The 12,342-nt window shown below is 70.4% G+C and carries 11 protein-coding genes and 2 tRNA genes; 6 read left to right on the forward strand and 7 right to left on the reverse strand.

What is annotated here, in order from left to right:
• Window positions 1-82: 82 nt before the first annotated feature.
• Complete coding sequence (locus FHS07_RS15585) at window positions 83-1,132, reverse strand: MsnO8 family LLM class oxidoreductase (RefSeq protein WP_183420837.1); 1,050 nt, start codon at window positions 1,130-1,132, stop codon at window positions 83-85.
• 243 nt (window positions 1,133-1,375) lie between these two features.
• On the opposite strand from FHS07_RS15585, the gene FHS07_RS15590 reads away from it, so the two are divergent.
• Window positions 1,376-1,801 (forward strand): Asp23/Gls24 family envelope stress response protein, encoded by a 426-nt coding sequence (locus FHS07_RS15590; protein WP_183420838.1) that lies wholly within the window; start codon window positions 1,376-1,378, stop codon window positions 1,799-1,801.
• Window positions 1,802-1,943: 142 nt separating this feature from the next.
• Here the strand turns inward: FHS07_RS15590 and FHS07_RS15595 are convergent, their stop codons facing one another.
• Complete coding sequence (locus tag FHS07_RS15595; protein ID WP_183420839.1) at window positions 1,944-3,314, reverse strand: cryptochrome/photolyase family protein; 1,371 nt, start codon at window positions 3,312-3,314, stop codon at window positions 1,944-1,946.
• A 189-nt stretch (window positions 3,315-3,503) separates the two neighbouring features.
• Window positions 3,504-4,793, reverse strand: a complete 1,290-nt coding sequence (locus FHS07_RS15600) for a diacylglycerol kinase family protein (protein WP_183420840.1) — start codon at window positions 4,791-4,793, stop codon at window positions 3,504-3,506.
• 175 nt (window positions 4,794-4,968) lie between these two features.
• Between FHS07_RS15600 and serS the strand changes: the two genes are divergently transcribed.
• Window positions 4,969-6,237, forward strand: coding sequence for a serine--tRNA ligase (serS, locus tag FHS07_RS15605; RefSeq protein WP_183420841.1), 1,269 nt, complete (start codon window positions 4,969-4,971; stop codon window positions 6,235-6,237).
• Complete coding sequence (locus tag FHS07_RS15610; protein WP_183420842.1) at window positions 6,234-7,133, forward strand: HAD hydrolase family protein; 900 nt, start codon at window positions 6,234-6,236, stop codon at window positions 7,131-7,133. The genes serS and FHS07_RS15610 overlap by 4 nt, the downstream gene beginning before the upstream one ends.
• 184 nt (window positions 7,134-7,317) lie before the next feature.
• Here FHS07_RS15610 and FHS07_RS15615 read toward each other — a convergent pair whose 3' ends face one another.
• The gene (locus FHS07_RS15615) at window positions 7,318-8,568 is read right to left on the reverse strand and encodes a DUF2254 domain-containing protein (RefSeq protein ID WP_183420843.1); all 1,251 of its coding nucleotides are present in this window, start codon (window positions 8,566-8,568) and stop codon (window positions 7,318-7,320) included.
• A gap of 242 nt (window positions 8,569-8,810) precedes the next feature.
• On the opposite strand from FHS07_RS15615, the gene FHS07_RS15620 reads away from it, so the two are divergent.
• The 3 genes from FHS07_RS15620 to FHS07_RS15630 all read left to right on the forward strand — a co-directional run bounded on the left by FHS07_RS15620 (window position 8,811) and on the right by FHS07_RS15630 (window position 10,594).
• Window positions 8,811-8,895: transfer RNA gene (locus tag FHS07_RS15620), tRNA-Ser, on the forward strand.
• A gap of 219 nt (window positions 8,896-9,114) precedes the next feature.
• Complete coding sequence (locus tag FHS07_RS15625; RefSeq protein WP_183420844.1) at window positions 9,115-10,404, forward strand: LCP family glycopolymer transferase; 1,290 nt, start codon at window positions 9,115-9,117, stop codon at window positions 10,402-10,404.
• A gap of 101 nt (window positions 10,405-10,505) precedes the next feature.
• Window positions 10,506-10,594: transfer RNA gene (locus FHS07_RS15630), tRNA-Ser, on the forward strand.
• A 120-nt stretch (window positions 10,595-10,714) separates the two neighbouring features.
• Here FHS07_RS15630 and FHS07_RS15635 read toward each other — a convergent pair.
• From FHS07_RS15635 to FHS07_RS15645, 3 genes are read right to left on the reverse strand one after another with little or no spacing between them, the layout of a single operon-like run.
• Window positions 10,715-10,975, reverse strand: a complete 261-nt coding sequence (locus tag FHS07_RS15635) for a DUF6510 family protein (RefSeq protein ID WP_246383702.1) — start codon at window positions 10,973-10,975, stop codon at window positions 10,715-10,717.
• Window positions 10,975-11,712 (reverse strand): FAD-binding oxidoreductase, encoded by a 738-nt coding sequence (locus FHS07_RS15640; RefSeq protein ID WP_183420845.1) that lies wholly within the window; start codon window positions 11,710-11,712, stop codon window positions 10,975-10,977. The genes FHS07_RS15635 and FHS07_RS15640 overlap by 1 nt, the downstream gene beginning before the upstream one ends.
• Complete coding sequence (locus FHS07_RS15645) at window positions 11,709-12,299, reverse strand: molybdopterin-dependent oxidoreductase (protein ID WP_183420846.1); 591 nt, start codon at window positions 12,297-12,299, stop codon at window positions 11,709-11,711. The genes FHS07_RS15640 and FHS07_RS15645 overlap by 4 nt, the downstream gene beginning before the upstream one ends.
• Window positions 12,300-12,342: the final 43 nt, after the last annotated feature.

Below are 12,342 nucleotides of genomic sequence, written 5' to 3' on the forward strand. Positions count from 1 at the left end.
ACCGCGCGGGCGCGTCGACCGGCGCCGGGCCCGACCCGGTTCCGCCCGCGGTCGCCGGGCGATCCCCGGCGGACCGAGCGCGTCAGGCGGCGACGGCCGCCTGTGCCGCGATGAGCTCGAGCGTCTGCACCCGACCCTCCGACCCCTCGCCGTCGTACGCCCCTGCCACCGGCGACACCATGATCTCGTCGACGCCGTGCTGCGCCGCGAAGGCGGCCAGCTGCCCCTGCACGTCCGCGCCGGAGCCCACGAACCACTTCTGCCGTGTGGAGGCCATGATCGACTCGGCCATCGCGTCGAACGGGTCGGCCTGTGCCTGCTCGACCGTCTCGAGCGGCACGAGCGGACGATTCGTGCGCAGCCGCGCCATCATGCGCAGCTGCGGCAGCGCGCGTTCCTCGGCCTCCTCGGCGGTGGGCGCGGCGACGACGTTGGCGGTGACGAACGTACGCGGCCCCTCTCCCGACTCGTTCGGCACGAACTGATCGCGGTACAGCCGCAGCGCGTGGTCGAGCCCTTCGCCGGAGAAGTGGTTCGCGAAGACGTACGGCAGCCCGAAGCCGGCGGCGAGCTGCGCCGAGTAATCGCTGGAACCGAGAAGCCAGACCTGCGGCATGCCGGTAGCCGCGGGCGTCGCCCGCACCTGGTACTCGGTGCCGGAGGTGAAGCGAACCGTCGCACCCTCCGGCGAGGTGAGCGCCATGATGTCGGTGACGTGGTCAGGGAAGCGCGAGACGTCGCTGGTGGTGCCCGAACGGTTGAGCAGCTGCGTGATGACGGGATCGCTGCCGGGCGCGCGGCCGATGCCGAGGTCGATGCGCCCGGGCGCGAGGGCCTCGAGGGCGGCGAACTGCTCTGCGACGATCAGCGGCGAGTGGTTCGGCAGCATGACGCCTCCCGACCCCACACGGATGCGGTTCGTGCGCGCGGCGGCCGCGGCGATGAGGACCGGGGGAGAGGTGGATGCCACGGCGGGCATGTTGTGGTGCTCGGCGAACCAGTAGCGGCGGTATCCGAGCCGGTCGGCGCGCTCGACGAGGTCGAGAGCTGCGCTCACCGCCTGCGCGCTGGTCTGCCCGTGGCGCACGGGCACGAGGTCGAGAACGGAGAGGGTGGGGATCGCGTCGTTCACGTCGTCGGCAACGCCGGGGCAGCGGGCGGTATTCCGAGTGATCCTCGCCTCCCACCCGCCCAGGCATGGCGAACGGCTCGCCCCCCGCTGGGGCGTACGCACGATGCGATCCCGGGGTCACCTCGATGAGCGGGAGACGCCCAGGCTTCTCCCAGGAAAAAACCGTGACGAACCGCGCCGTGCTCGCGTCTTACCTATGACATCGCGGGACACACGGTCCCGGTACGACGGAAGGAAGCGAACATGGCTGAGAACACCACCACCGCCACCCCCACCACCGCCACGAAGGACGGCGGCTCGACCGTCATCGTCGACGCCGTCGTTGCAAAGGTCGCCGGTATCGCCGCGGCCGAGGTTCCCGGCGTCCACGCCCTCGGTGGCGGCGCTGCCCGCGTGATCGGCAACATCCGTCAGGCTGTGGGTGCGAAGGACCACGCGCAGGGCGTGAGCGTCGAGGTCGGCGAGACCGAGGTCGCCGCCGACATCTCGATCCAGGTCGACTACCCCGAGCAGCTCCAGCGCGTGGCGTCGAACGTGCGCGCGGCCGTGCACCAGGCCATCACCGAGCTCGTGGGCATGAAGGTCGCCGAGATCAACGTGACCGTGGTCGATGTCTTCATCCCGGGCGAAGACGACGACGACGCGGTCGAAGAGAACCGCGTCAACTGACATCCGTTCCGCGAGGGGCGTCACCGCGAGGTGGCGCCCCTTTCGCGTGTCCGGATGCCCGGACGCGCGCCCGGCACCCCGATCCCCCCCCCCGGTGCGACGCCCCGTCCGGCGCGCCCGCTGCGGCGTACGGGTGGGGACGTCAGCCGCCGTGACGCACCTGCGCGTAGGCGTCGAGCGCGCGCTTGCGCGTCTCGCCGAGGTCGACCATCGGCTCCGGCGGGTTCTCGCCGAGGTACTCGGGTGCCCACTCGCGCACGTACCGATCGTGAGAGTCGAACTTCTTGCGCTGCGTCTCCGGGTTGAACACGCGGAAGTACGGGGCGGCGTCCGCGCCGGACCCCGCGACCCACTGCCAGTTGAACGGGTTGCTCGCGGCATCCGCATCCACCAGGCAATCCCAGAACCACTGCTCGCCGTGGCGCCAGTCGATGAGCAGGTTCTTGATCAGGAAAGATGCCGTGACCATGCGCACCCGGTTGTGCATGACCCCGGTGTGCCAGAGCTGGCGCATCCCGGCATCCACCACGGCCACACCGGTCTTGCCCTGCTGCCAGGTCTCGAGGTGCGCACGGTTGACCTTCGGCCACGGAAACGCGTCGAAGTTCCGTCGCCAGTTCACGGTCGCGATGTCGGGCGAGTGATAGGTCACGTGCCACGCGAACTCCCGCCAGACGAGCTCGGAGAGGAACCCGCCCGCGCTCTTCGCGTGCTCGCCCGAACCGCGGTGCTCGATGGTGTCGTGCCAGACCTGGTACGGGCTGAGCTCGCCCCATCGCAACCGCGGGGAGAGGTTCGAGGTCGCGCCGCCGGCGAATTCGTCACGGTACGTCGAGTAGTCGCCGAGATCCTCGTCGAGGAACTCCTTCAGGCGTGCTTTGGCCGCGGGTTCACCCGGCTCCCACGTCTCGCGCAGGCCTCCGGCCCAGTCGGGCTTCGTCGGCAGCAGGTCCCACGCGCCGAGGTCATCGCCGTCGACGCGACCGTCGAAACCGGGGACCTTTCGCGCCTCCGGCATCGGCGGACGCGGCGCGGGATGCTTCTGCACCGCACGGGCGAAGGGGCTGTAGACCCCGTACGGCTTGTCGGCCTGCGTCCGCACGGTCCAGGGCTCGTAGAGCAGGTTGGCGGCGAAGGACGCGACCGTCACGCCGTCGTTCCGCAGCTTCTCCTTGATGCCCGCGTCGATCTCGCGCTCGACCCCGCCGTAACGCCGGTTCCAGAACACGGCGCCGGCATGGACCTCGGCGGCCACGGCCGGCACCACCTCCGCCGCCTTGCCTCGCCGCAGCACGAGCGTCGAGCCCCGTTCCTCGAGGCGTTCGGCGAGGGATGCCAGAGACCCGTGCAACCACCACCGCGCTGCCCCGCCGATGAGGCGGACGCCGTCGGACTCCTCGTCGAGCACGTACAGCGCGACGATCGGTTCATCGCGGTCCAGCGCTGCGCGCAGGGCCGGGTTGTCGGTGAGGCGGAGGTCGTCGCGGAACCACACGAGGGAGGGCGATGGCATCCTTCGACGCTATCCACCGCGGCATCCGCGTCCTCAGGCTTGACACGGCCCACGTCGCCACGTCGCCGTACCGCCCGCGCGGATCGTGTGATCTCGCCGGACGCCGGACGCCGGACGCCGGACGCCGGACGCCGGACGCCGGACGCCGGACGCCGGATGCCGGATGCCGGCAGCCCGCGCCCAGCAGCGTCAGAGCGTCGAGACGTCGTGCCCCTTCGGCAGCGCCACGGCGAGCCCTCCGGCGACGATGCGCGTGTAGATGCGCGTCGCCTCGCCGAACTCGTCGCCGTCCAGTTCGATCGGTTGTGCGGGGGCGGTGGCGAGCTCGATGCCCGTGCCGCGCAGGTACCGCACCGAGGAGTCCTTGCGACGCTCGAGCACACGGCGGCCCGCGCGGAACTTCCGCAGCACGGAGTTGTCCCACACGATTTTCCGCCAGACGCCCAGCCAACCCCACACGCCGGTCGGCTGCAGGACGGCCACGTCGAGGCGGCCGTCGATGATGGAGGCGTCGGGGATCAGCGCCACGCCGCCCTGCAGGGCTCCGCAGTTGGCGAAGAGCACGCTGTGCACCTTCGCCGAGTGCAGGCGGTGACCGTTCAGCTGGTACATCACCCGGAACGGCTTCGCGCCGACGAGGGACCGGGCCGCGCCGTCGACGTACGCCACCCAGCCCACCTGCTTCTTCAGCTCGGGGCGGGTGTTCTGGATCATCGCGGCGTCGAGGCCCATGCCGGCCATCACGACGAAGCCGTGCTCCTCGACCTCGCCGTTCGAGCGACGGATGCGGGCGATGCCGGCGTCGGTCTCCTGCACGAAGCCGTCGAAGGTCGCGCGGATCATCGTGTCGCTGTCGTCGAGCGGAAGGTTGAGGTTTCGCGCGAGCAGGTTGCCCGTGCCACTCGGCACGATGGTCAGGGGCACGCCGGTCGAGGTGAGCGCTTCAGCCACGGCGCGGACCGTGCCGTCACCACCCGCCACGAGCACGGCATCCACCTTCTCGTCGAGGGCGGCGCGAGTGGCGTCGTCGCCGAGGTCGTCGACGGTGGTCTCGTAGTAGAGGGGCTCGGCCCAGCCGGCCTCGGCGGCCAGTTCGGCGACGCGCGCTCGCAGCGTTTCGGGCTCGACCTTGGTGGGGTTGTAGACGAGCGCCGCGCGCTTCTTCTGCGCCTTCTCGGCGTCCATGGGCGCGTCATCGCCCTCGGCGTCGACCCGCTGCGTCTTGCCGGGGAGCTCCTCCGACGAATCGGGGGCGACGTCCTCGGGCTGACGGATGACGTCGTCGGGCTCGGCCGCCTCCTTCGGATCGGGGGCGTCGGTGCGAGGGTGGTCGTCGACGTCGTCACTGAGGCGGGCGGCGTGGAAGTGCTCGTCCGAACCCCCGGCTGCAGCGGCATCCGCCTTCACCTCGGCGGGAGCGTCGGCGGGGATGGATTCGGGGGACTCCGCGTCGTCACGCGGCTCGTCAGGGGCGGCCATGGCATCCACCATAGGACCGGCGCCCACGGCACGACCGGCCGAGCGGGCGGGCTTGACGGGGGGATGCCGGAGCGACATGCGCCGCGCGGACGGAGCCGTCGTTCCGCGGCTGCGCCCGATGGGTGGCGGCTCCGCGCGACGAAGCGATGTCGGATGCCGACCCTAGGATGGACGCGTGATCGACCTGACTCTGCTGCGTGAAGATCCCGAGCTCGTGAAGCGCTCCCAGATCGCCCGCGGCGAGTCGCCGGATTCGGTGGACGACGCCCTCGCCGCCGACCGCGACCGCCGCGCCGCCATCACCGCCTTCGAAGAGCTCCGAGCCGCGCAGAACGCGCACGGCAAGCGGGTCGCGCAGGCGCCGAAAGATGAGAAGGCCGCCCTCGTGGCCGAGGCGAAGCAGCTGAGCGAGCAGGTCAAGTCGGCGCAGCACACCGTCGGCGAGGCCGAAGCCGCCGCGGATGCGGCGCTCGCGAAGATCGAGAACATCGTCATCGAGGGCGTGCCCGCGGGCGGCGAAGAGAACTTCGTCACCCTCCGCACCCACGGCGAGATCCCCGCGTACGACTTCGAACCCCTCGACCACCTCGCCCTCGGCGAGAAACTCGGCGCGATCGACATGGAGCGCGGCACCAAGGTGTCGGGCAGCCGCTTCTACTTCCTCACCGGCATCGGCGCACGCCTCGAACTCGCGCTGATGACCCTCGCGCTCGACCGCGCGCTGCAGGCCGGGTTCACCCCGATGATCCCCCCGACGCTCGTTCGTCCCGAGGTCATGCGCGGCACCGGCTTCCTCGGCCAGCACGCCGACGAGGTGTACCACCTGCCGAAGGAAGACCTCTACCTCGTGGGCACGAGCGAGGTCCCGCTCGCCGGCTACCACATGGACGAGATCCTCGACTTCGAGCGGGGACCGAAGCGTTACGCCGGCTGGTCCACCTGCTACCGCAGTGAGGCCGGCTCGTACGGCAAAGACACCCGCGGCATCATCCGGGTGCACCAGTTCAACAAGCTCGAGATGTTCGTCTACATCGACCCGGCCGACGCCGAGGCCGAGCACGACCGTCTGGTCGCGATGCAAGAAGCCATGCTGCAAGACCTCGGTCTCGCCTATCGCGTGATCGACGTCGCCGCCGGTGACCTGGGCTCCAGCGCCGCGCGCAAGTTCGACATCGAGGCGTGGGTGCCCACGCAAGACGCCTTCCGTGAGCTCACGAGCACGTCGAACTGCACGACCTATCAGGCGCGTCGTCTCGAGACCCGATTCCGGCCCGAGGGTGGGGGCAAGACCCAACCCGTCGCGACCTTGAACGGCACGCTCGCGACCACCCGGTGGATCGTGGCCCTGCTCGAGACCCACCAGCGGGCCGACGGATCGGTCACGGTGCCCGAGGTGCTGCGACCCTACCTGGGTGGACTCGAGGTCATGGAGCCGATCGCGTGACCGACGAGGCCGCTCTCCCCGACACCGGCGCCGTCGAGAGCGCGCCGAAGCAGGAGGCGGCCGACGTCGTCGCTTCCCTCGCCGACGACGCGCCCGCCGGGCGCATGTTGATCGCGCTCGACATCGACGGCACCGTGCTGCTCGAAGACGACACCCTCAGCCCCGGGGTCGTCGACGCCGTGAAAGACGCCGCCGAGGCCGGGCACGAGGTCATGCTGGCGACGGGCCGCAGCTGGGACAGCACCCACACGATCATGGATCGCCTCGGCATCCGTCCCGAGTACGCGGTGTGCTCGAACGGGGCGGTCGTGATGCGCCGGGTGGGTGACGACGACGCGGCGACGTACGAACGCACGCACGTCGAGACCTTCGACCCCACCGAAGTGCTGGCGCTGCTGGGCGAGCACCTCGGTGGCGCACATTTCCTCGTCGAGCTGCCCGACGGCACGCGTCTGTTCACCGACTATCTCGACGACTGGAACCTCGTGGGCGCCAACAGGGTGCCGTTCGAGCGTCTGTCGGATCAGCCGGTCTGCCGCGTCGTGGTGGTCGCTCCCGAGCAGACCGACCAGGATTTTCTGCAGCTCGTCGAGCGCATCGGCCTCAGCCAGGTGTCGTACGCGATCGGCTGGACGGCGTGGCTCGACATCGCCCCGCAGGGCGTCGACAAGTCGACCGCGCTCGAGCGCGTGCGCGCGTGGCTCGACATCATGCCCGAGCGGGTGCTCGTGATGGGCGACGGCCGCAACGACATCGAGATGATGCAGTGGGCCGTACGAAACGGCGGCCGCGCCATCGCGATGCACCAGGGGCCGCCCGAGGTGCACGCCGCGGCCGGGGAAGTGGGGCTGTCGGTCACCGAGGGCGGAGTGGCCGCGGCGCTCCGGTCGCTCTGACCTGCGGCGTGCGCGTCGGTCCCTGAGCGCGTGGGAAGGCGGCCTCCGTCCCGGCCGCGTCCCCCTGGCGCCACACGTGCGCGCCGGTCGTCGTTTCCGAGATCACGGCCCGAGGATACGTGGACGACATGACCGGTCGCCCATGGCCGGTGAACGCGTCGATGAACGTCGACGGGAGTCCTCGTCAGCGCCCCCACGCCTCGCGCACCGCCGCGCGCAGCGTACGCCCGTCCGCCCGGTCGAGCTCGCGGCGACTGCGCTCGTACGCCGCGCGCGCGGCATCCTGGAACACTCCGGCGCGAGCGGGGTCCGTCGCCGCGAGTGAGGCGAGGCACTTCTGCAGTCTCACCTGCACCTCCACGTCGGCCGCGCCGTCGCGCGCCAGAGGGCGGAAGGCGTCGTCGACCAGATCAGCGAGAGCCGGTGCGCGAACGAACACCCGGTCGTAGTCGATTCCGGCGGAGGCCTGGGTGGTCAGCCCGCGGGTGAAGACCCGCTGCAGGGCGGCCATCACCTCGATCGCCGTCCCGGGGTCGTTCGTGGCGGCAGACAGAGCACGGCTGCCGATCTCGGTGAGGGCGATGACGCCGAAGCGCGGATCCTGCTCGTACGTGCGGTGGTGCTCGATGCGGAAGGCGCGGCGGATGCCGGCGCGCACGGCATCGTCGACGTCTCCGGCGACGAAGGCGAGAGGTACGCGGGCATCGGCGATGCGCCCGGGGGTCGCCCGCACGTGCACCTCGATCTCGTGCTGCTTCGCGAGGCGGTCGAGGCCGGCGACGTCGATGTGCGTGACGTACCCGACCTCCTCCGCGTGGACCACGGTGGCATCCGCGGGCTCGGTGACGGCCGGTCGTGCTCCGAGAGTCGGCGACCCCGCGTGCAGCTCGAGCGAGGTGGTGGCGGCCTTCTCGACGCGATCGATGACATCGGCCATTCGGCCGAACGTCGACAGGTGCGAGATCCATCTGAGCAGGGTCAAGACCACGAGGGCGATGACCACGAGGGTCGCGACGAACAAGATGGTGCGCCCCCGCGGCTCGTAGTACCCGGTAGAGAGCGCGACGATGCCGACGAGCGAGAAGGTGAACGCCCCGATGAAGGTCGAGACGGCGTTCTGCGATGTGGGGTCGGCGATGAGCAGGGGAGTCGAGCGGGGGGTGGCGGTGGTCGTGGCGGACGAGAAGGCGGTGACCATCGCCGTCACCGAGAAGGTGCTGACCGTGAGCATCGCCGTGGCGATGATCTGCAGCAGCGAGCCCACGGAGTTCTGAGCGAGATCGATCCCGAACTCGAACGGCAGGAGGGGCCCGAGGTAGTTGGCCGCGAGGGCGACGACGACGGCGATGAGGGTGAACGACGCCGCCCGCACCCACACCTGTCTGCCCAGACGAAGGAAGAAGGCTGCCAGGGAGCTGCGCGTCGGTGTGGCCATTCCGCCGACGTTATCCCGTCGGATGCCGAGCGGTTCGGGGCTGGACGGCCGGATGCGGGGCATCCTCCGTCCGACACGTCGGTGAAATGTCGCGCAACTCATGTACGCCTACGACCTCGTGCTGACCGCCGACGATCTCCTGCTTGAGCCGCCGGGCGACGCTCTGGCCGGACCGGAGGGGGCTACATCTCCGCCGTAGCGGGCAACCCCCGGCTCGCGCCTCGGTAGACTCGGGGCGTCCGGGAGGGTTGTCCGAGCGGCCGATGGACCTGGTCTTGAAAACCAGTGGGCAGCAATGTCCCGTGGGTTCGAATCCCACACCCTCCGCAACGACGAAAGCGGGCCCCGCAGGGGTCCGCTTTCGTCGTTATCACCGGTTGAGCGGGAGTCGAACGGAGTGGGCCCGCGGCGCCGGCATCCGCGGGTGAAATGCCCGGTCTTCACGCCATTCACAGCCGAGCGTCCCTAGTATTACTGCGATCTTCGGCTGTCGCGCCGGGGTCGACGTGCTGCCGGGCCGGTGGCATCCGTCTCGAAAGGACCCGAGTGAGCAAGACGACCACACCGCGCGGGCAGCGCACCGCCGCCCGCCACGGGCGACTGTCGTCGCCGGGGCCGTTCGCCCAGCTGTTCCGCGGACTCGCCATCGTGCTCGCCGTGCTCCTCGTCTCGGGTGGCGCGGTGTTCGCGTACGCCGCTGTCGACCTCACCCGCAGCTTCACCGCCGACGCCGTCGACCTGAAGGGCCAGCCCGCCGTGCCGCCCGACCTCGGTGAGCTGAAGGGCGGCGTCAACCTGCTGCTCGTCGGCACCGACGAGTGCGAGCCCGACTTCGCCCAGCTCTTCGGCGATCGCTGCACGGGCGACGACGCCGAGGGCAATCTCAACGACGTCAACATGCTCGTGCACATCTCCGACACCCCCCGCCGCGTGACGGTGATCTCGTTCCCGCGCGACCTCATGGTCCCGATCCCGTCCTGCACCGACCAGGACGGCAACGTGAACTCGGCGATGAGCAAGCAGCAGATCAACAGCGCCTACCTTTACGGCGGTCTGTCGTGCGTCGCCGCGACCGTCTCGGAGCTCAGCGGCCTCGAGATCCCCTTCGCCGCGAAGGTGAGCTTCGGCGGCGTCATCAACATCACGGATGCCATCGGCGGCGTCGACGTCTGCATCGCCAACGGCATCCAAGACCCCTACACCGGCATCGACTGGCCCGCCGGCATGCGCCAGGTGAAGGGCCTCGACGCCCTGCAGTTCCTCCGCACCCGCCACGGCGTCGGCGACGGCGGTGACCTGGGGCGCATCTCGAACCAGCAGCAGTACATGTCGCGCCTGGCGAACAAGCTGAAGAGCCAGGAGGTGCTGTCGAACCCCGCGACGCTCTACAAGCTCGCCTCGACAGCCCTACGCAACGTCGACCCTTCGACGTCTCTGACGAACCCGCTGACGCTGGTGCAGATCGCCTCGGCGGTGAAGGACGTGCCGTTCGACGACATCGTCTTCATCCAGTACCCGACCTATACCGACCCGTCCGACGCCAACCGCGTCGTCCCCGACTACGACGACGCCGACACGCTGTGGGCCGCGCTCGCCGCGAACCAGCCCCTCGAATTGTCGGGCAACCTCAGCGACGGCGACGGCGTCGTGGTCGACGCGAACGCCGCCCCGGCTCCTGCGGAGTCGCCCGCCCCGGTCGACACCGCGGCCCCCGCCCCGACCGACGGCGCCTCGCCCACCGCGGCTCCGACCCCCGACGCGATCGTCCTCCCCGAGGGCATCGCCGGTCAGACGGCGGCGCAGGCGACCTGCTCCAACGGCAACGTCCGCGAGTGATCCGCGCTCGCGTCACCCGGCATCCGGATCATGGTTCGGATGTCGGGTGACGACCGGTTAGTATGGACCGGTGTGTTCGAGCCGTAAGGCATCGATCACCTGGAGACGTCGCATAGTTCGGCCTAGTGCACCACCCTGCTAAGGTGGAGTCCCCTCACGGGGACCGAGGGTTCAAATCCCTCCGTCTCCGCCGTGAAAAAGCCCCGGTTCGCCGGGGCTTTTCTCGTGCGGACGCGGTCCCGTCACGACGAACCGGGACAATCGTCGGCTGCGGCGCTGCGGCGCGATCTGCACCGGCGTGGTGCGACCGTCAGCGCCGGCGCAGCTCGACGGCGGTGAGCCCCGGCATCCCGAGCCAGGAACGACCGTCGGGGGCGTCGACGACGGTGAGCAGGACCGCGTCGCAGGCACGGCATCGCACGACGCTCCCCATCGCCGAGGCGTAGACCGCGGCCGTTGCGAGCAGATCGTTCAGACCGCACTGCGTGCAGCGGACCTCGGAAGCCGTGGCATCCCATCCGAGGAGGTCGTCGAGTCGTCCGGCCAGGGCGTTGCCGTCGAGCAGAGCCATCAGGAGCCTCCGAACCTCTCCGTGCGGACGCGCGCCGCGGCGTGCCCCGCCTCGAGCAGCCAACGCGATACGGCTTCGACGAACGGGGTCGGTCCGCACACGAACACCCGGGGCTGGAGGTCGGCGGGGATGACAGCGGCGCGCAGCCTCTCCGCGGTCAGTCGGCCGGGGGCGGTGGCCGACTCCGGCGGGGCGGCGCGGGTGTAGACAAGGTCGACGCGAAGGCGGTGATCGCGCTCGGCGACGGCTCGCAACTCGTCGCCGAAGAACACGTCGCCGGGGGAGCGCACCGAATACAGCAGTCGGAACGGGGCCGGATCATCGCTCGCGGCGTGCGCAGCCGCCATCGCATACAGCGGCACGACTCCCGAACCGCCCGCGATGAGCTGCACGGGAGCGGGGTCGTTCGAGGGCGTCCAGACGAAGAACGCCCCGAGGGGGCCATGCACCTCGAGACGGTCGCCCTCGCGCAGGTCGTGCACGAGGAAGGGCGAGACCTCGCCGTCGGGCACCTCGTCGACGGCGAGCACGACGCGCGTTCCCTCACCCGACGAAGCCACCGAGTAGGGGCGGCTGGCCTGGTAGCCGTCGGGCGCGGTGAGGCGGACGTCGAGGTGGGACCCCGCGTCGTTGCCCGGCCAGGTCGGCACGTCGAGTTCGATCCGCCGAGCCGTTGCGGTCTCGGCGCGCACGCTCACGACCGACGCGACGTGCCAGGATGCCGCGCGGCGGCTCACCCGTACCGCTCCTCGCGCCACGGGTCGCCGCGCGGGTGGTAGCCGTTCTGCTCCCAGAACCCGGGCTTGTCGGTGGGCATGGTGATGAGTCCCTGCACCCACTTGGCGCTCTTCCAGAAGTAGAGATGCGGCACGAGGAGGCGGGCGGGGCCGCCGTGCTCGGGGCTGAGTGGTTCGCCGTCGGCCTCGAACGCGATCCAGCTCTTGCCGCCGAGCAGATCGTCGAGGGCCAGATTGGTGGTGTATCCCCCGAAGGAGTGCACCATCGCGAAGCGGTGCGCCGTCTCGACCTGCGCGAAGATGCGGTCCAGCGACACCCCGCGCCACGGCATGTCGAGCTTCGTCCAGTGCGTGACGCAATGGATGTCGACGGTGATGTCCTCCGCGCCGAGGGCCTCCAGCTGCGCGCGATCCCACCGGTGCACGCCGTTCTCCGTGCCGATGGCGAACTCCCACGTGTCGGAGGCGACCGTGGGGGTGGGGCCGGCCGAGAGCACCGGCCAATCGCCCACGAGGCTCTGCCCCGGAGGGAGTCGCGGATCGCGCTCACGGCGCCGGCCTCCGAAGCCGCGGGTGATGAACGACATGGCATCCCTTCGCCGGGGTCGATGCGTGGATTCACCCTAGCCA

Source organism: Microbacterium proteolyticum, assembly GCF_014192415.1.
GTDB lineage: Bacteria > Actinomycetota > Actinomycetes > Actinomycetales > Microbacteriaceae > Microbacterium > Microbacterium proteolyticum.